Source organism: Corynebacterium frankenforstense DSM 45800 (genome assembly GCF_001941485.1).
GTDB classification, from domain to species: domain Bacteria; phylum Actinomycetota; class Actinomycetes; order Mycobacteriales; family Mycobacteriaceae; genus Corynebacterium; species Corynebacterium frankenforstense.
This window is the reverse complement of sequence record NZ_CP009247.1, coordinates 1,584,979-1,603,387: the sequence shown is the minus strand read 5'-3', so window position 1 is coordinate 1,603,387 and position 18,409 is coordinate 1,584,979. Positions and strand designations below refer to the sequence as shown.

The window sequence follows — 18,409 nt, the reverse complement described above, 5'->3', positions numbered from 1 at the left end:
GTGGGCCTACCCGTCCAGGAAGGACAGGTCGCCGACCGAGCCCTCGACCACGCCCTCGGTGCCGCCCAGGTTCTCCTCGACCAGGCGGGTCCACTCGCCGGAGGAGATCAGCTCCTCGAGTGCGGCATTGATTGCGTCGGTGGCCTCCTGGTCGTCCTTCTTCAGCCCGACGCCGTAGTACTCGTCGGTGAACGGCTCACCGTCCGAGCCGGTCAGCTCCACCAGGCGGAACTCGCCGGGGCGCTGCGCCGAGTAGCCGCCGAGGATCGTCGCGTCCGTGGTCATCGCGTCGACGCTGCCGTTGCCGAGCGCCTCGACGCAGCCGGAGTAGGTGTCGTACTCCTGCAGCTGGACGCCGGGCAGCTCGTCCTTGACGGTCTGCGCCGGGGTGGAGCCGGTCACCGAGCACAGGATCTTGCCGTCGAGGTCCTCGAGCGACTGGATCTCCCGGTCGGCCTCCGTGACCAGCAGCGCCTGGTGGGTCAGCAGGTAGGGCCCGCCGAAGTTCACGGACTCCGAGCGGCCCTTGTTGATGGAGTAGGTCGCCGCGATCATGTCGACCTGCCCGTTCTGGATCAGCGTCTCGCGCTGCGCGGACGGGGTCTCGGTCCACTCGATCTGCGGGGCGTCCCAGCCCTTGGCCTCGGCGATGTGCTCGACGACGTACTCGGCGACGTCGACGTCGAGGCCGCTCATCGAGCCGTCCGGGGCGCGCATGCCGAGGCCCGGCTGGTCGTACTTCGTGCCGACCTTGACCGTCCCGACCTCGATGGCGGCGAGCAGGCCGGCGCCGCCCCCGCCGCCGCAGGCGGCGAGGGAGGTCGCACCCAGGGCGAGGGCGGCGACGACGGCGAGGTGGCGGGGGCGTCGGAAATTACGGGGGTGCATGGGGTCTCCTTTTCTCAGTGCGCCAGGATCTTGCCGAGGAAGTCGCGGGCGCGGCTCGAGCGGGGGCGCTCGAAGAACTCGTCGGGGTGGGCGTCCTCGGCGATCTCGCCGTCGGCCATGAAGAGCACGCGGTCGGCGGCCCGGCGGGCGAAGCCCATCTCGTGGGTGACGCAGACCATGGTCATGCCCGTGCCGGCGAGGTCCCGCATGACGTCGAGGACCTCGCCCACCATCTCCGGGTCGAGCGCCGAGGTGGGCTCGTCGAAGAGCATCAGCTTCGGCTCCATCGCCAACGCGCGGGCGATGGCGACGCGCTGCTGCTGGCCGCCGGAGAGCTCGGTGGGGAACTTGCCGGCCTGGTCGGCGATCCCGACGCGGTCCAGCAGCCGCAGCGCGCGCTCCTCGGCCGCGGCCTTGTCCAGGCCGCGGACCTTGCGGGGGCCGAGCGTGACGTTGCCGAGGATGCTCAGGTGGGGGAAGAGGTTGAACTGCTGGAAGACCATGCCGATGTCGGCGCGCAGGCGGGTCAGCGCGCGGCCCTCCTCGGGCAGCGGGCGGCCGTCGATCTCGATGGCGCCGCCGTCGATGGTCTCCAGGCGGTTGATCGTGCGGCACAGCGTCGACTTGCCGGAGCCGGAGGGGCCGAGCACGACGACGACCTGGCCGCGGGGGACGTCGACGGAGATGTCCTTGAGCGCGCGGAAGTCGCCGAAGCGCTTCGCCACGCCGGACATCCGCACCATCGGGGTGTCCTGGCTCACAATGTCTGTCATGGGTTAAACGTACTACAGCAAAACCATTACGGGGGCGAAAATTCGGGTCTTTTCATCGATCCGCGCGAAATTGGGCTCGACCTGCCCCGCCCCTAGAATGTGCACCCGTGGAATCCCAGACGCTCCGCACCTACGAGGTGCGCACCTTCGGCTGCCAGATGAACGTGCACGACTCCGAGCGCCTCTCCGGCCTGCTCGAATCCGCCGGCTACCGGCGCGCCGGCGAGGACACCGAGCCCGACCTCGTCGTCTTCAACACCTGCGCGGTGCGCGAGAACGCCGACAACCGCCTCTACGGCACCCTCGGCCAGCTCAAGCCGGTCAAGGAGAACCACCCCGGCATGCAGATCGCCGTCGGCGGCTGCCTCGCCCAGAAGGACCGCGACCACGTCGTCGACCGCGCACCCTGGGTCGACGTCGTCTTCGGCACCCACAACATGGGCTCCCTGCCGACCCTGCTCGAGCGCGCCGCGCACAACGACCGCGCCGAGGTCGAGATCGTCGACGCCCTCGAGGAGTTCCCCTCCGTGCTGCCGGCGCGCCGCGAGTCCAACTACTCCGGGTGGGTGTCCATCTCCGTCGGCTGCAACAACACGTGCACCTTCTGCATCGTGCCCTCGCTGCGGGGCAAGGAGGCCGACCGCCGCCCCGGCGACATCCTCGCCGAGGTCAAGGCCCTGGTCGACCAGGGCGTCACCGAGATCACCCTGCTCGGCCAGAACGTCAACGCCTACGGTGTGCACTTCGTCGACGAGTCGCTCGAGCGCGACCGCAGCGCCTTCTCCAAGCTGCTGCGCGCCTGCGGCGAGATCGAGGGCCTCGAGCGCCTGCGCTTCACCTCGCCGCACCCCGCCGAGTTCACCGACGACGTCATCGACGCCATGGCCGAGACCCCGGCGGTCTGCCCGAGCCTGCACATGCCCCTGCAGTCCGGCTCCGACCGCGTGCTCAAGGCGATGCGGCGCAGCTACCGGACCAGGAAGTTCCTGGGCATCCTCGACAAGGTCCGCGAGCGCATCCCGCACGCGGCGATCACCACCGACATCATCGTCGGCTTCCCCGGCGAGACCGAGGAGGACTTCCAGGCCACCCTCGACGTCGTCGAGCGCGCCCGCTTCTCCTCGGCCTTCACCTTCCAGTACTCCCCGCGCCCGGGCACCCCGGCCGCGGAGATGGCGGACCAGATCCCCAAGGAGGTCGTCCAGGAGCGCTACGAGCGCCTCGTCTCCCTCCAGGACCGCATCGCCGCCGAGGAGAACGCGAAGCTCGTCGGCCACGAGGTCGAGCTGATCGTCCAGGAGTCCGGCGGCCGCCGCGACAACGAGACCCACCGCCTGTCCGGGCGCGCCCGCGACGGCCGCCTGGTGCACTTCGACCCCGCCGGGGCCGAGGGGGAGATCCGCCCCGGCGACGTGGTCACCGTCGAGGTCACCGAGGCCAAGCCCTACTTCCTGCTCGCCGACTCCGGCGTGCGCACCCACCGCCGCACCCGCGCCGGCGACATGGCCGCCGCCGGTGAGAAGCCCGCCACCGTCGGCCTCGGCCTGCCCGGCATCGGCGGCTAGGGTGAGGGACATGTCCGAGAACACCGCACCGAACGAGCCCTCCGCCCGCGAGCCCTCCGCCCGCGAGCTGGCCCAGCGCGAGAAGGTCTCCGCCCGCCACGTGGAGCTGGGCGGCGCCTACTTTGTCCTGCTCGGCGCCACGGTGGTCTACTTCGTCACCCTGCTGCTGCCGCAGGTCACCGGCGTGCAGGGCTGGCAGGTGGTCACTTTCAGCGGCACCGCGGCCGACGCCGGGGTCAAGCTGACCGAGTACGTCTTCGCGGTGCTGTGCCTGCTGGGCATCGGCGTGTTCACCACGGCGACACTCATCACCCGGCGCACCGCCCTGGCGCTGATCGCCTGGATGATCACCACCGTCGCGGTGGCCTACTCGCTGCTCGCCGTCTGGCTGCGCCTGCAGCGCCCCGGCTCCGAGGCCGACGTCACCCTCGGCGTGGGCACCTACCTGATGATCGCGGTGGTCATCGTCGCCTTCGTGGCCTACGCGATGACCGTGCTGCGCCGCTCGCCCGAACAGCGCGAGCTCGCCCGCGCCCGCGCCGAGACCGACGACGTCGACGAGGTCGCCCGCGCCCAGCGCGAGGCCAGCCGGAACCCGGGGGACAACCCGCTGCTCGTCGACGACCGCCGCGACCGCTCGCGCCGCCGCGCGCAGCGCCGAGCGCAGAACACCGAGAACAAGACCGACTAGAGGCGCAGCTCGAAGGAGCCCAGCCGTGCCAGCTCGCGCGCCCCGAGCCGCCGCGCCAGCCCGGCGGCGGCCGGGTCGTCGGGGGAGTAGGTCAGGAAGAACCCGCCCTCGCCGAGCGCGAGCAGTGCGCGCGTGACGCGCGTGCCCAGCCCCGATTGACGACGCCCGCGCGCCACCACCGTGGTGCCGTGCTCGGCGACGTCGGCGCGTTGCCCGGCGGTGCGGTAGGCCTCCGCCAGTGCGACCGGCCGGCCGTTTTCGACGAGCACCGTCATCACCCCGTGGGTGCCCTCGGCCGCCAGGCGCGCCCGGGTGCGCTCGAGGCGGGCGCGGTCCCACGGCTCCGGCGCGACGGCCAGGGCCCCGTGGGCGCTGTCGGCGTCGTCGACGGCGAAGAGCGCGCAGACGCCCTCGACCAGTTCCTCGGGCACGGCGAGGTCCTCGACCACCACCACGCCGGGGTCCGGGGCGCCGCCGAAGTCGGCGACGGCCTGCACCTCGGTCAGCGCGTGCGCGAAGCCGCAGGCCTCGAACAGCCCGCCGAAGCGCGGGTCGCGGGTGAACGCCTGCAGGGTGTCGCGCCCGGCGGCGCGGGCCACGCCCGCGGCGGCGTCGACCAGGCACTGAACCGCCTCGGCGAGCTGCGGGACGTCGTCAAGCGGGGTCGGCGCCGGCGGGCACAGCCCGACGTCGGGCACGATCTCCACGGCGGCGAGGCGCCGGGCGTCCTCGGCCGGCAGGATCACGTGCGCGAAGCCGGCGGCCTCGGCGTCGGGGTCGGCCATCAGCGGCAGCCCGAACTCGCCGACGGCGGCCGGGCCGGGCTGGTCGACGAGCGCGAGCAGCACCGAGCGTGGGGCGAGCGGGTCGCCGCCGACGAGCTGGGTGTGCACGTCCTCGACGGCGACGGCCGCCGCCGGGGTGCCCGTGGCCTCCTGGGCCAGCAGGTTCGCGGTGAAGCAGAAGGTGCGCACGGCGTCCTCGGCGCCCGGCGGCACCTGGACGGCGCGCAACTCAGCGGTCCTCGAGCGCCTCGGCGGCGGTCTCGGCCCAGGCGGACCACTGGGCGGCCTGCGCGCGCAGCTGCTCCGCCTTCTTCGCGTCGCCGCGCTCCTCGGCCTGCTCGGCCTGGGCCGTGAGCTCGTCGACGCGGCGGGTGAACTGCGCGGCGCGCTCCTGGGCCTCGGGGTCGGTGCGGCGCCACTTCGATCGCTCGGCGTCGGTGACCCGCTTCTCCAGGCCGGCGATCTTGTCCTCGAGCTCCCGCATGCGGGACTTGGGCACGTAGCCGATCTCGTCCCACTTCTCCTGCAGCTCGGTCAGCTTCGCGCGGGCCTGGTCGAGGTTCTTGTCCGGGTCGATCAGGGGCTCGTACTCGGCGATGAGCGCGTCCTTGGCCTCGCCGTTGGCCGCGAACTCGCGGTCCTTCTCCGCGTTGACGGCGTCGCGCGCGCCGAAGAACTTGTCCTGCGCGGCGCGGAACTGCTCCCAGAGCCTGTCGTCGGCCTCCCGCGGCGCGCGCCCGGCGGCCTTCCACTCCTGCATCAGGTCGCGGTAGGCGCGCGCGGTCTCGCGCCACTCGGTGGAGTCCTGCAGCGCGACGGCGCGCTCGACGAGCTCCTCCTTGCGGCGCTTGGCGGCTGCGCGGCCCCGGTCGAGCTCGGCGAAGTGGGCGCCGCGGCGGCGGTGGAAGGCGTCGCGGGCGCGCGCGTAGCGCTTCCACAGCCGGTCGTCGGTGGCGCGGTCGATGCCGCGGATCTTCTTCCACTCCTCGAGGATGGCGCGGATGCGGTCGCCGGCGGCCTTCCACTGCGTGGAGTTCTCCGCGATGTCCTCGGTCTCCGCGATCAGCTTCTCCTTGGCGGCGACGGCCTCCTCGCGGCGCCGCTTGCGCGACTCCTCGACGCGGCCCTTCGCGTCGCCCGCCTCCCGGCGGATGCGGCCCAGGCGTGCGCGCAGCGCCTCGATGTCGCCGATGACGGCGGCCTCGTCGAGGCCCTCGGCCAGCGTGGCGGCCTGCGCGCGGATGGCGTCGGCGTCCTCGGGGTGGCTCGACAGGCGCGACTCGAGCACGGCGACCTCGGTGACCAGGTCGTCGTAGCGGCCCGCGAAGTGGCGCAGCCCCTCCTCGGGCGTGCCCGCCTGCCACTGCCCGATCTCGCGCTCGCCGTCCGCCGTGACCAGGTAGACGGTGCCGTCCTCGGCGACGCGCCCGAAGCGGTGCGGGTCCTGCGCCGGCGCGGGCTTCGGCGTCGGCTTCGGCTTCGGGGTCGCCGCGGGCCGCGCGAGATCGCCGGGGGTGGGGATCCGGCCCGGCATCGCGCCGGGGGTGGGCCGCGGCGACGGGGTGGGCGTGCCGGGGGTCGGGTCAGTCATGCGTCTGTCTCCTTCGGTGGAGGTCAGTGCCGCGGGCGGGGCCCGCGACCGGGTCGACGGGTGGGGCAGGGGCGGTGCGCCCCGTTGCCAACAATCTAGCCGGTTAGGCTCGAGGCATGCACGCGACAATCGTGGCCATGCCGGGAAGCCCGGCCCTCGTCCCCGAGCTCGCGCCGCGCGACGAGCCCGCCCGGCGCCTCGCCGCCGGTGTGCGCGCCCTCGTCACCGCCGACCGCCCGCTCGACCTCGTCGGCTCCCGCGACCGGCGGTGGTACACCGCCCGCACCGGCTCCCTCGGCGCCTGGGGCGCACCGCAGGTGCGGCACGACGTCGGCAATTACCTCCCCGAGCTGGTGCAACGCTCAATTGTCGACGTCCCGGTGCGCGCCGCGCGCGGTTCCCTGGACCGTCCCGACCCGGAGGCGCTCACCCTGCTCGCCCTGGACGGCTCGGCGGGGCTGACCGCGCGCGCCCCGCTCGCGCTCCTCGACGGCGCGGCCGAGGCCGACGCCTGGTGCCGCGCGCTGCTCGCCGGCGAGGCCCCCGAGCCGTGGTCGGCCGCGGACCTGCGCGCCGCCGGCGTGCTCGAGCCCGAGCTGTGGCTCGAGCTGGCGGGGTTCCCCGTCGTCGACGCCGAGCTCGTCGACGCCGACACCACCACGGGCGTCGGGCGCTACCTCGCGCGCCTGACGGTGGAGGTCGGGTAAATGGTCTCCTCCTCTGTTTCTGCAGGCGCCGAGGGCTCCGAGGGTGCCGAGGGCTCCGAGGGCTTCGAGGGCTCCGTGGGCGCCGCCGGCGCCGCGCCGCGCCCGGTCGCCGTCGTGGGGCCGACGGCCTCCGGCAAGTCGGAGCTCGGCCTCGCGCTCGCCGAACACCTCGGCGGCGAGGTGGTCAACGTCGACTCCATGCAGCTCTACCGCGGCATGGACATCGGCACCGCCAAGCTCACCGTCGCCGAGCGCCGCGGCATCCCGCACCACCAGCTCGACGTCCTCGACGTCACCGAGCCCGCCTCCGTGGCCCGCTACCAGCGCGAGGCCGCCGCCGACGTCGAGGCGATCCGCGGGCGTGGGCGGGTGCCCGTGCTCGTCGGCGGGTCGATGCTCTACTACCAGGCCCTCGTGGACAACTTCACCTTCCCGCCCACCGATCCGGAGGTGCGCGGCCGGTACCTGGCCCGCCTCGAGGAGCTCGGCGCGCCGGGCCTGCACACCGAGCTCGAGCGCGTCGACCCGGAGGCCGCGCGCGTGATCGAGGACAACGACGGGCGGCGCATCGCCCGCGCCCTCGAGGTCGTCGAGCTGACCGGGCGGCCCTTCGCCGCCAGCCAGCCGCCGCGCGACCAGCCTCCCCGCTGGGGCACGCGGATCCTGGGGCTTTCCACCGAGAGCGCCTGGCTCAACGACCGCATCGCCCGGCGCACCCGCGCCATGTTCGACTCCGGGCTCGTCGAGGAGGTCGACCGCCTCGTGGCCGCGGGGCTGCAGCGCGAGTCGACCGCCGGTCGGGCCATCGGCTACGCGCAGGTGCTCGACATGCGCGCCGGGCTGCTCAGCGCGGAGGAGGCCGTCGAGCGCACCGAGTCCGGCACGCGGCGCTACGTGCGCCGGCAGCGCTCCTGGTTCCGCCGGGACAAGCGCATCCGGTGGTTGGACGCCGCGGGCGACCCGCTGGGCGAGGCGCTGGCTGTCCTCGATGTGCGCCAGGCCTGATCTAGACTCGGAGCGGTGAACGCTGAGTCTGCTTCTTCTGTCTCTGACGCCTCGAACGCCTCTAACGCTTCGAACGCTTCGAACGCGGTCGTGACGCCCTTCGCCAAGGGCCACGGCACCGAGAACGACTTCGTCATCGTCTCCGACCCCGACGCCGCGGTGGCGTTCCCGCCCGAGCGCGTCGCCGCCGTGTGCGACCGCCGCGCCGGCATCGGCGGCGACGGCCTGCTGCGCGTGGTGCGCGCCGGGGCTCTCGTGGCCGCCGGCGAGATCCCCGCGCTGCCCGAGGGCGTCGCCGGGGACGACTGGTTCATGGACTACCGCAACGCCGACGGCTCGGTCGCCGAGATGTGCGGCAACGGCGTGCGCGTCTTCGCCCACTGGCTGCGCTCGCGCGGGCTCGTCGACACCGACGAGTTCACCGTGGGCACGCGCGCCGGGGCCCGCCAGGTGCGCGTCCTCGAGTGCTCGGAGTACGACGCGCGCGTCAGCGTGCGCATGGGTGCGGCGACCGTGACCGGGGTGTCGACGGCACGGATGGGGGACTTCGACTTCGCCGGGCTCGGCGTCGACGTCGGCAACCCGCACCTGGCGGCCGTGCTGCCGGACGCGGACGCGGCGACGATCCGGGATCTGGCGCTGTGCGCGCCCGAGTTCGACCCCGAGTTCTTCCCGGCCGGCGTCAACGTCGAGGTGCTCACCCCGCTTTCCGACGGCGCGGTCACCATGCGTGTGTGGGAGCGCGGCGTGGGCGAGACCCGCTCCTGCGGTACCGGCACCGTCGCCGCGGCGACGGCCGCGCTCGCCGACGCCGGCGTGGCCACCGGTGCGGTCACCGTCCGGGTGCCCGGCGGTGAGGTCGTCGTCGAGATCGAGGAGACGGGGGAGCGGGGGCAGCAGGGTGCTGGTCGTGCTGAGGGCGCTGAAGGCGCTCCCGCCGTCGAGGCGACGCTCACCGGCCCGTCCCGCATCGTCGCCACCGGCGAGATGGTGCTCTAGCAGTTTTCGGGGGCCGGGGCCGGGCGGCGCAGTGATCTACTGCGGCTGTGCCGTCCCCGGATGCATGTCCGCCCCAAGATGGCGGTGCAGTGATCTACCGCCAGCCTTGAGTCGACCGCCGCGCCCCACCGGTCCCGAGAGCCTGCCGACCGCTGGCACCCGATGCAGTAACTCACTGCAAGGACCGCCCGGGCCCTCGAGTGCCGGCCTCGAGATCGCAACGCAGTAACCCCCGCAATACCCGGGCTGGCACCCGCGACACCACGGGCCTCCTCCATCTCGGCACCGATGCAGTGACCTACTGCAATCCCCATCAAGTCCCGCGGATGCTGGTGTTGGGACGGTGGTGCAGCGATCCACTCCGGGATCCGGCCGGCACCGGCGAGGCCACAGACCGTCGCCCACTCAACCCCGGCGCACTGATCTACTGCCGGATCCGCCAGTCGGTCGTTTCAATCGCCCCTCGAGCCCGGCGCAGTGACCTACTGCAGTCCCCATCCAGCCCCGCCGATGGCGACTTCGGAACGTCGGCGCAATGACCTACTGCAACCACCATCCGGGACCCGCCCAAGCCAAGCTCACGACCCAAATTCGAACGCATAATCGACCCGTGTCACACCCCTCCACTACACTGAAACCCGAACACACAAGACACAACAAAACGCCAGCACACACCACATAACCAGGGGGTAGAAAGGACCATGAGACACCACCGGGGACAACGAAAAGGCCACCACAAAGGATCGAACACCCACATCAAAAAGAGGCTCGGAATCCCCCAAGCCCGCCGCACGGCCATCGGGCAGGAGACCAGCCGGCGCCAACGCATCGCCGCCAAGAAAATCAAGACCCGACTCCGCGCCCGCCAAGCCGCCCGTAACCGACGCGAGGCGGAACTGCGCCTGATGCGGGCCAACCGGTGGCGGAAAAACCAGGCCCCCGCAGGACACATCCCACAAAAAGACGGCACCAACCCACCCAACTACTTCTCGAATACCGACCAGACCGACCCCGTGGCCGTGAAAAGCCAATTGAAGCGACGCCTCGACTACGAGATCTGGATGGACAACCAACCCCGCGCCGACGAGACCATCACCGCCTACTCGACACGCATGGCCGCCTCCACCGCAGTCAGCCGCTACACGATCAAAGACTCCTACGTGACCTCGCTCGGCGCCTACATCGACAAACTGCCCCGTCTGAAGGCACTGCAGGAGATGCTCTTCCACATCGAGGTCACCTCCCTTCGCACCATCGGCGCTGCCGTCATGGCCGTGAAAGACCCCGAGATCCTGGACCGCATCGATGAAGGCATCACCGACTTTCTGACCCCGACCGCACCGAGGCAGGCGTTGCCGACGACCTCGAAGATCAGCGACAAGATCAACGAACTGGTCAACCTCTACGACCCCGAGATCCGCTTGCCCCGCGACTTCGACGACGACGGCACACCCGCACCGATACCCGGCATCTTCGAGACCGACGACTCGATTGCCGGGGTGACCGAGTACCGCATCACCCTGCCCGATGATCAGGCCAGCATCCTCAACGCCGTGCTGCAGACGAAATCCATCTCCGATGGGACGAGTCTGACCCAGGCGTTCTACGACACGTTGACCGACAACACCACCGTCACGGTCACCAAGTGGGTCTACCAGGCCGGTGATCTGACCGAAGCGCCGATGTGGCTGCCCGGTGCCGGCTGGCTGTCGCCTGCCGCGCAGGCCCGCTGGGAGGAGATGGTCACCGTCGTCAAAGACGCCACCGTGGGCCGGCAGGAGGAAACCGCCGCCCATGACCCGACGATGGGGTTGGACGCCTGGGTTACGGGTGTGCACGCGGACTGTTCTGGTCCGTCGTCGACGACGAAGACACCGGCCACGCAGTTCGAGCACCGGATCCCTCACGAGGAGGGCGGGGCCACGGCACTGGATAATGCCTCTCGGGTGTCGCAGCACTGGCACAACCTGAAGACCGACGGGCAGGTCAAATACCTCCACGATCCGGTGTCGGGGATGACGGTGTGGTTGTTGCCGGGCAACATCTTCCAGGTCAGCGTCCCGGACGGGCCTCTGACACCGGGTGGGGCGCGTCTTGCGATGACGGTGGCGGAGCACCGCCGGCAGGCTGAGGAGCGGGCCAGGGCTCGGGGTGAGGCGGACCGGGCAGCGCATAACGAAAAGATCGGTTACGACCCGGCCGCCCCGGTGCCCTTCTGACCCGGTCCGGTTATGGAGCATCGGGGCCGTTCTGGGACACCTGGCCGGCGGCACCGGTTCCGTTCTGACCCGGTGCCCGCAGACAAAGAGCACCGCGCAACCGCGGGGTCGGTCGCCGACGGCGACCGACGGGACGTCGGAAATCGAAGGAGAGGAGAAATCAGTGCATGTCTTCGGCGGTGACGTCGACCATGTAGTCGGCGATGCCGGCCGGGTCGGCGAGGAAGTCCTCCATGGCCTGGAAGGCGACGGTGTCTGTGACCCGGTCGCGGTGACGGATGCCCGCCTCGCGGTCGATCTCCCAGATGGCCGCGCCCGGGACCGCGGTGACGATCGGGGAGTGGGTGGCGACGATGACCTGCGCGCCCAGCTCGGCGATCTGGTGGAGCTCGGCCATCAGAGCCATCTGGCGCACGGCCGAGAGACCGGACTCGGGCTCGTCGAGGATGTAGAGCCCCGACGCGTGGAAGGCCTCCCGGATGACGTGGGCGACGGACTGGCCGTGCGACATCGCGTTGATGTCGCGCACTCCCGGCCCGTCCGCACCGAGCTCGCGGCCGACGCGGTGGTGCGACTCGGCGCGCAGGAACCAACCGGCCATCGGGCGGTTGGTCATCAGCGCCGCCGCCCGGCCGAAGAGGTGGTTCTCTGCGGCGGGTCCGGGGTTGCCGGTCCAGGGGCCGCCGTGCGTCGGGAAGCGGCAGCTGTAGGCGAGCGCCTCGAGGAAGGTCGACTTGCCGGTCCCGTTCTCGCCGGTGATGACCGTGACCGGGGAGGAGAAGGACAGGGTGCGCCCGGCCGAGACCGTGCGGAACACCGGCAGCTGCATCACCCAATCCGGGACCGGGGGAGCGGATGCCGCGCGCGGCGAGTCCGAAGACAGCAGGTAGAAGCCGTCGACGAAGAGGCCGGGATGGTTGCGCAGGGCACTCATGGACGACCCTCGTCGTCGGTGAGGAAGGCCGCGGTGCCGGCGGGGTCCGCGATGAACTCGCGGGTCGCGGTGACCGCCTCCATGGCGTCGAAGTCGGTGGGCTCGAGCCGGCCGTCGCGCAGTTCGAGCAGCTGTGCGCCGGGCACGGCCATCAGGACGGGGGAGTGGGTGACCACGATGAACTGGGCGCCCGCCGCGGCCAGATTCGCGATGTGGCCCAGGAGCTCCAGCTGGCGGAAGACGGAGAGACCGGCTTCGGGCTCGTCGAGGATGAACAGTCCGTCGCCGTGGAAGCGTTTCGAGACCAGGCCCATGAGGGATTCGCCGTGGCTGAGCTCCGTCAGCTGCAGCTGCGTGCCGAGCCCCGCGTAGTAGCGGACCGTGTCGAGGTGGGTCTCGCCACGCAGGAACCAGCCGTCGCGCGGGTTGTGCCGGCGGGTGAGCACGATGTGCCCGGAGAGCGGGGAGACCGTCTGCTCCGAGCCGTACTGGCGGGCGTTGCGGGAGCCGCCCATGGCGTCGAAGCCCGCCGCGACGGCGACGGCCTCGACGAGGGTGGACTTGCCGGAGCCGTTCTCCCCGCCGATGACGGTGACCGGGCGGGTCAGCTCGAGCGGCTCGCGCTCGAGTGCGCGGGTCAGTGGCAGCCCGGCGAGGTATCCGGGCAGGTCGGCGGCGGGGCAGGACAGGCGCACCGACGTGACAAACGCCGGGCCCGGGCCACCCCGGCCGCGCGAGCCGCCGACGCCCGAGCCGCCGACCGTGGAGCTGACGCCCGAGCCGCCGACCATGGAACCGTCAGTAGTCCTGCTCGGGCACCTGGACCTCGCCGAGGGCGGAGAGCTCCTCGACGGTGTCGTAGTCCTTCTCCTCGCCGGTGCCCGGCATCTTGATCATCTCGACGTCCGCGATGAGCTCGCGGGCGGCGACGTCGCGCGCGCCGCCGTGCGTGGCGGCCACACCGTCGAGCGCCTTGCGCAGCGCCGGGGTGCGCCACAGCTGGCAGAGGTGCTGCAGCTGGCCGTCGTCCGACTCGACGACGGCGACGTCGGCGTCCTTGGCGCGCTCGAGGGTGCGGTAGAGCGGGGCGATCAGCGCCGGCGCGTGCGGGGCGTCGACGGTGAGCACCATGGTGTAGCGGCAGGTGGCGTCGAAGGCCGCGGCGATGCCGGCGACGGGGCCACCGCCCGCGGGCTTCTCACTGACCTGGCGGATGCCCTCGGGCAGATCGAGGATCTCGCTCGGCGAGACCACCGTGACGATCTCCGGCCCGGGCAGCTGACGCAGGACCGCGTCGATCAGGCGCACGCCGCCGACGCGCACGAGCGCCTTGTCGACGTTGCCCATGCGCTTGCCCTGCCCACCGGCGAGGACGATGGCGTGGATGCTGGACATTTAAGACTCCTCCGTTCGGCCTGGCATCGGACGCGACCAGTCGCCCGACCTGCCCCCTGATTTTGCCACGATCGCGCAGGTGCGGATGTAGGCGGAGCGGTCGACGCCCTTGACCATGTCGATCACGGCCAGACAGGCGACGGTCACGCTCGTCAGCGCCTCCATTTCGACCCCGGTGCGGTCCGCGGTGCGCACGGTGGCGGACACCGCGACGTGGTCGTCCTCGATCGAGAGGTCGACCACGCAGCCGTGCACCCCGATCACGTGCGCCAGCGGCAGCAGGTCCGGGACCTTCTTCGCCGCCGAGATCCCCGCGATGCGGGCGGTGGCGAGCACGTCGCCCTTGGGCACCGTGCCGTCGCGCAGCGCGGCGAGGATGTCGGGTGAGCAGGCGACCTCGCCCCGGGCGGTGGCCGAGCGCACGGTCGGCGTCTTGGCGGTGACGTCCACCATGCGGGCCTGCCCCCGGGAGTCGATGTGGGTCAACTGGGGTTCGCGAGGTTCGGAACTGGTCATGGGCACCGAGTCTAGCGGGCGCGCAGCACGACGGTGGCCGCGTCCGGGCGCGCGACCGCGAGGCCGTCGGCCCCCGCGAGCGCGCCGACCATGTGGGAGCCGCGGGCCGCCGACATCCGGGCCACACCCGCGGCCCAGTCGAGGCGCACCGGAGCCGCGGAGACACCCCCGTGACGCGGTGCGAGCTCCCCGTCGAGGGGGAGCGCGCACCGGGGCAGCTCCTCGAGCGAACCCACGGCGGGCATCCCCGCGAGGCGGCGCACGGCGGGGGCGACGAAGAGCACGGCCGAGGTCCACGCGGCCACGGGGTTGCCGGGCAGGCAGACCACCGGCGTGTCGCCCCAGAGCCCGGCGCCCTGCGGCTTTCCGGGGTGCATGGCCAGCGGGTGGAAGTCCATCCGCGCGCGCCCGTCTGCGGTGGCGGCGCGCCCCAGCTCCTTGACCACGTCGAAGGCCCCGGCCGAGATGCCGCCGGCGGTGACGATCAGGTCGCAGCCGGCGGCCGCCTGATCGAGGACCGCGGCGAGCGTGGCGGTGTCGTCGCGGCAGTGCGCGGCGCTGACCTCGGCGCCGAAGTCGGTGATCAGGCGGGTGAGCATCGGCCCGTTGGAGTCGGGGATGCGCCACGGCTCGGGGCGGGCGTCGGGCGCGGTCTCGTCGCCGGTGGTCACCACGCACACCCGCGGCACCGGCCGGGCGGTGACGGACTCGACCCCGCAGGAGACGAGCGTGGCGAGCGTCCCGGCGTCGAGCGGCAGCCCCGCGGGCACGGCGACGTCACCCGCGCGCAGGTGCTCGCCGGCGTGCCGGATGTTCGTGCGGCCTGCGTTCAGCGCGGTGACGGTGACGTGGGCGGGCAGCGCCACGCGCGGGGCGTCGGTGTCCTCGACGGGGACCACGGCGACGTCGTCGTCGCAGGCGGGCACCACCGCGCCGGTCATGATGCGCACGGCGGCGCCGGGTGGGATGACGACGGGCGGGTGGCCGGCGGGGATGTCCCCGGCGACGGGGAGGCGCGTGCCGACGGCGAGGTCGCGCACGCGGGCGACGTAACCGTCGACGGCGGAGACGTCGGCGGGCGGCACCGCGCGCAGGGCGCGCGCGGCGTCGGCAATTACCCGGCGGCTATCGGCGCCGGCGACGGCGACGGTGCGCCCGGGCAGGGGAGAGACGAGTTCCTGCACGGCGCGCAGGTGATTGACGACGTCGCGCCGGTGCGGCTGGGTGGGCATCGTGCGCTAGCCGCCGATCGCGGACATGGGGCGGTCCGGCTGGATGAAGGAGGGCTCGTCGATGCCGTGGCCGGGCAGCTTCGCCCACATCACGGCGCGCCACGCGTCGGCGAGCTCGGAGTCGGTGGCGCCGGCGCGCATGAGGTCGCGCAGCGAGGTCTCCTCGCGGGCGAACAGGCAGTTGCGCACGGCGCCGTCGGTGGTCAGGCGGGTGCGGTCGCAGGTGCCGCAGAACGGGTGGCTCACGGAGGCGATCACGCCGATGCGGCCGCTGACCCGTGGGTCCTCGCGGTCGACGGCGTCCCAGACGGCCGCGGGTGCGGAGCCGCGCGGCTCGGCGGCGGGGGTGAGCTCGAAGCGGGTGCGCAGGTCGGCGAGGATGTCCTCGGCGGTGACCATGCGCGCGCGGTCCCACTGGTCCGGCGGGCCCAGCGGCATCTGCTCGATGAAGCGCAGCTCGAGGCCGCGCTCGAGGGCGAAGGCGGCCAGGGAGACGATGTCGTGGTCGTTGATGCCGGGCATGATCACCGTGTTGATCTTGACCGGGGTCAGCCCCGCGTCGAGGGCGCCCTGGATGCCGCGCAGGACCCCGGCGTGGCGGTCGCGGCGGGTCAGCCGGCGGTAGTGCTCGGGGTCGAGGGTGTCCAGGGAGATGTTGACGCGGTCGAGGCCGGCGGCGGCCAGGCGGGCGGCGCGCTTGTCGAGGCCCAGGCCGTTGGTGGTGATCGCGGTCTGCGGGGCGGTGCCGGAGTCGGTGCGCAGGCGCTTGGTCGCGGCGACGATGTCCTCGAGCGAGCGGCGCAGCAGCGGCTCGCCGCCGGTGAAGCGGACCTGGCGGATGCCGAGGTCCTCGACGGCGATGCGGATCAGGCGCAGGGTCTCGGAGTCGTCGAGGGTCTCGGCGGTGGGGAACCACTCGAGGCCCTCGGCGGGCATGCAGTAGGTGCAGCGCAGGTTGCAGCGGTCGGTCAGAGACACGCGGAGGTCGCGGGCGACGCGGCCGTAACGGTCCTCGAGGGGGAGGACCTGGAGAGAGGTGCTGTCTCGGGTCATGGTCCCTCCAATGATAAGTCCGGTCGAGTCGGAATTAAAGGAACCTCTCCTCGGGCGGCGGGCCGGAGGGCTCGCCGGTGCCGTGGTAGCTCTCCGGCGGGGTGATGCGCTCGACGGCGAGCCGGATCAGTGCCTCGTCGTGGGCGTGGTTCTGCAGGTGGCGGTGGATGAGCAGGCCCTCGTAGAGCGAGTCGAGGACCAGCGTCGTCGGCCAGTCGAAGTGGCGGGACATCGCCTCGCGGCAGCGGCGCACCCAGCGCAGGAAGATCGCCCGGTAGCGCGGGGCGCGCAGGGCCAGGGCGTAGATCTCGATGGACAGCGAGACGCCGCGCTCGGCGACGGTGGACTCGCTGGTCAGCGCGGAGACGACGGCCTCGCGGGCGGAGGCGAGGTCGTCGGCGGCGGCGAAGGCGGTGCGGAACTCGGCGGCGGAGAGGTCGGTGAAGCGGAGGAAGGCCTCGGCGATGAGGTCCTCGCGGCCGTCGAAGTAGTAGGTGAGCGAGCCGAGGGGCACGCCGGCGCGGGCGGCGATCTTGCGCAGCGAGGTGCCCTCGACGCCGTCGTCGGCGATCACGTCGAGGGCGGCGTCGATGATGCGGTCGCGCCGCCCCGGGTCGTGCCGGGGGTTGCGCGGGGCGGGCGCGTCAGGGTCCATAAGGGTCCACGCTACCCGGGTCGGTCAGGCCGGGGTGTTCGGCGGGACCTCCTCGGCCGTCGGCGCCTCGCTGCGGCGCCGAGAGGTGCGGTAGGCCAGCCAGATGCCGTAGAGGCCGACGACGGCCCAGACGAACTCGGTGACGAAGAGGCCGACGTTGAAGGGCTTGATGGCGGTGTAGACGAAGGCCGCGCCGCCGAGGAAGTTCAGGCCCTGGTAGATGTAGGAGTCCGACTTGAGCAGGCCGAAGTTGAGGCCGGCGAAGGCGATGACGAACAGCGCGCCGCCGATGAGGCCGATGACGTAGGATCCGGCGAGAGTTTCCATGGGATGCCTTTCTTGAGGTGAGGGACGGGGGATCAGTTGACGCGCGCGGGCGTCTCGGCGGCGCGGCGCTTGCGCCAGATCTTGAAGATGCCGTAGAAGCCGATGAGGCTCCAGATCACCTCGGTGAGGAAGACGCCCATGTTGATCGGCTCGGTGACGAAGGCGGAGTAGGCCAGGAAGCCTGCGCCGATGGCGTTGAGCCACTGGTAGGTGTAGTGCTCGGCGGTCAGCTTGCCCAGGGTGAGCAGCGCGAAGCCGGCGAGGAGGGCGACGGAGGCGATCAGCCCCGTCACGGTCATGACATCGAGTTCCATGATGTTCCTTTCTGGGTGAGGCCGGTGGGCCTCAGCGGTCGTTGTGTTCGGCGTGCCGGCGCTTCTCGGGGCGGCGGTAGTCCTCGACGGTCGGCAGGGCCAGCGCGCGCAGCGTGTCGGTCATGCCGGCGAAGTCGGCGTCGAAGGCGTGCAGGCTCTCGAGCTGGTCGGTGCGCAGCCTGCCCTCCTTCTCGAGGTACTTCAGCCGGGGGTACCGGCCGGCCAGCAGCAGGCCGAAGTCGACGCCGAGGTCGCGCTGGCCCTCCGTGGTCGGCCCGCCGCCGGCGTCGGCGAAGCGGCGGACGTCGGCGAGTGTGTCGTGCAGCATGCGCAGGTCGCGGTCGACGCCCGGCTCGGAGCCGTCCTCGGTGGCGTAGGAGTCGACGCCGGTGCGCGACGGGCCGGTCTCGGTGTCGCGCCAGCGGCGCATCCGCAGCGTGTCGGTGGCCAGCACCGGCTCGTTGAGCTCGAGCACCTTCGCGTCGGGCTCGCCGGTCAGCTGCCCCTGGCTCATGCGGATGAAGGTGTGCCGGCGGCGCATGTCGGGGCGCAGGCAGCGCAGGCCGACGGCGAAGGCGTCGAGGTCCTCGCGGGTGAAGTTCCAGCCGAGGTAGCGGGCGACGGGCAGGATCTCGTAGTCGTCGGGCCCGGTGCCCGGGAAGCCGAAGCCGGTCTCCTCGATGTAGGCGCGCACCCGCTCGCGGGCGGCGTCGTCGAGGATCATGTCCTCGTGGACGGGATACATGTGCTCTGACTCCTT

Annotated in this window: 20 protein-coding genes; 6 read left to right on the top strand and 14 right to left on the bottom strand. The window is 72.2% G+C overall.

What is annotated here, in order from left to right:
- Positions 1-6: 6 nt before the first annotated feature.
- Together CFRA_RS07000 and CFRA_RS06995 are read right to left on the bottom strand one after the other, a co-directional pair.
- The gene (locus CFRA_RS07000) at positions 7-888 is read right to left on the bottom strand and encodes a glutamate ABC transporter substrate-binding protein (RefSeq protein ID WP_075664043.1); all 882 of its coding nucleotides are present in this window, start codon (positions 886-888) and stop codon (positions 7-9) included.
- Positions 889-902: 14 nt separating this feature from the next.
- A complete protein-coding gene (locus CFRA_RS06995; RefSeq protein WP_156888069.1) occupies positions 903-1,631 on the bottom strand; it encodes an amino acid ABC transporter ATP-binding protein in 729 nt (242 codons plus the stop codon).
- A 137-nt stretch (positions 1,632-1,768) separates the two neighbouring features.
- Between CFRA_RS06995 and miaB the strand changes: the two genes are divergently transcribed.
- Positions 1,769-3,226 (top strand): tRNA (N6-isopentenyl adenosine(37)-C2)-methylthiotransferase MiaB, encoded by a 1,458-nt coding sequence (gene miaB / locus CFRA_RS06990; protein WP_075664041.1) that lies wholly within the window; start codon positions 1,769-1,771, stop codon positions 3,224-3,226.
- A gap of 10 nt (positions 3,227-3,236) precedes the next feature.
- Positions 3,237-3,917 carry an Rv2732c family membrane protein gene (locus CFRA_RS06985; RefSeq protein ID WP_075664040.1) on the top strand — a complete coding sequence of 227 codons (681 nt, stop codon included), beginning with the start codon at positions 3,237-3,239 and terminating at the stop codon, positions 3,915-3,917.
- Here the strand turns inward: CFRA_RS06985 and CFRA_RS06980 are convergent.
- Complete coding sequence (locus CFRA_RS06980) at positions 3,914-4,930, bottom strand: GNAT family N-acetyltransferase (RefSeq protein WP_075664039.1); 1,017 nt, start codon at positions 4,928-4,930, stop codon at positions 3,914-3,916. The two genes, CFRA_RS06985 and CFRA_RS06980, sit on opposite strands and share 4 nt — an antisense overlap.
- 1 nt (position 4,931) lies before the next feature.
- Positions 4,932-6,293, bottom strand: a complete 1,362-nt coding sequence (locus tag CFRA_RS06975; RefSeq protein WP_075664038.1) for a DUF349 domain-containing protein — start codon at positions 6,291-6,293, stop codon at positions 4,932-4,934.
- A gap of 116 nt (positions 6,294-6,409) precedes the next feature.
- Between CFRA_RS06975 and CFRA_RS06970 the strand changes: the two genes are divergently transcribed.
- From CFRA_RS06970 to CFRA_RS06955, 4 genes are all read left to right on the top strand, one after another.
- Positions 6,410-7,000 (top strand): hypothetical protein, encoded by a 591-nt coding sequence (locus tag CFRA_RS06970; RefSeq protein WP_075664037.1) that lies wholly within the window; start codon positions 6,410-6,412, stop codon positions 6,998-7,000.
- Entirely contained in the window at positions 7,001-8,005 is a 1,005-nt protein-coding gene (gene miaA / locus CFRA_RS06965; RefSeq protein WP_083666887.1) for a tRNA (adenosine(37)-N6)-dimethylallyltransferase MiaA, read from the top strand.
- A gap of 90 nt (positions 8,006-8,095) precedes the next feature.
- On the top strand, positions 8,096-9,004 hold the full coding sequence (gene dapF / locus CFRA_RS06960; protein ID WP_075664036.1) for a diaminopimelate epimerase: 909 nt from the start codon (positions 8,096-8,098) through the stop codon (positions 9,002-9,004).
- A 701-nt stretch (positions 9,005-9,705) separates the two neighbouring features.
- The gene (locus tag CFRA_RS06955) at positions 9,706-11,223 is read left to right on the top strand and encodes a hypothetical protein (protein ID WP_156887984.1); all 1,518 of its coding nucleotides are present in this window, start codon (positions 9,706-9,708) and stop codon (positions 11,221-11,223) included.
- A gap of 160 nt (positions 11,224-11,383) precedes the next feature.
- Here the strand turns inward: CFRA_RS06955 and CFRA_RS06950 are convergent, their stop codons facing one another.
- The 10 genes from CFRA_RS06950 to CFRA_RS06905 are packed head-to-tail and all read right to left on the bottom strand — an operon-like array spanning position 11,384 to position 18,394.
- On the bottom strand, positions 11,384-12,157 hold the full coding sequence (locus CFRA_RS06950) for an AAA family ATPase (protein ID WP_083666886.1): 774 nt from the start codon (positions 12,155-12,157) through the stop codon (positions 11,384-11,386).
- Positions 12,154-12,948, bottom strand: a complete 795-nt coding sequence (locus CFRA_RS06945; protein WP_083666885.1) for an AAA family ATPase — start codon at positions 12,946-12,948, stop codon at positions 12,154-12,156. Before CFRA_RS06945 ends, CFRA_RS06950 begins: the two co-directional genes overlap by 4 nt.
- Positions 12,949-12,955: 7 nt before the next feature.
- Positions 12,956-13,552, bottom strand: coding sequence for a molybdenum cofactor guanylyltransferase (gene mobA / locus CFRA_RS06940; protein WP_245797511.1), 597 nt, complete (start codon positions 13,550-13,552; stop codon positions 12,956-12,958).
- On the bottom strand, positions 13,553-14,068 hold the full coding sequence (gene moaC, locus CFRA_RS06935) for a cyclic pyranopterin monophosphate synthase MoaC (RefSeq protein WP_075664034.1): 516 nt from the start codon (positions 14,066-14,068) through the stop codon (positions 13,553-13,555).
- An 11-nt stretch (positions 14,069-14,079) separates the two neighbouring features.
- Positions 14,080-15,300 carry a molybdopterin molybdotransferase MoeA gene (locus tag CFRA_RS06930; RefSeq protein WP_075664033.1) on the bottom strand — a complete coding sequence of 407 codons (1,221 nt, stop codon included), beginning with the start codon at positions 15,298-15,300 and terminating at the stop codon, positions 14,080-14,082.
- A gap of 6 nt (positions 15,301-15,306) precedes the next feature.
- Positions 15,307-16,353: a GTP 3',8-cyclase MoaA gene (gene moaA / locus CFRA_RS06925; protein WP_083666884.1), complete on the bottom strand. Its 1,047-nt coding sequence runs from the start codon at positions 16,351-16,353 to the stop codon at positions 15,307-15,309.
- Between the two features lie 34 nt (positions 16,354-16,387).
- Positions 16,388-17,008 carry a TetR/AcrR family transcriptional regulator gene (locus CFRA_RS06920; protein WP_075664031.1) on the bottom strand — a complete coding sequence of 207 codons (621 nt, stop codon included), beginning with the start codon at positions 17,006-17,008 and terminating at the stop codon, positions 16,388-16,390.
- Positions 17,009-17,032: 24 nt separating this feature from the next.
- Entirely contained in the window at positions 17,033-17,335 is a 303-nt protein-coding gene (locus CFRA_RS06915; RefSeq protein ID WP_075664030.1) for a CBU_0592 family membrane protein, read from the bottom strand.
- Positions 17,336-17,367: 32 nt separating this feature from the next.
- Positions 17,368-17,649, bottom strand: a complete 282-nt coding sequence (locus CFRA_RS06910) for a CBU_0592 family membrane protein (protein ID WP_075664029.1) — start codon at positions 17,647-17,649, stop codon at positions 17,368-17,370.
- A gap of 31 nt (positions 17,650-17,680) precedes the next feature.
- On the bottom strand, positions 17,681-18,394 hold the full coding sequence (locus CFRA_RS06905) for a hypothetical protein (RefSeq protein WP_075664028.1): 714 nt from the start codon (positions 18,392-18,394) through the stop codon (positions 17,681-17,683).
- Positions 18,395-18,409: the final 15 nt, after the last annotated feature.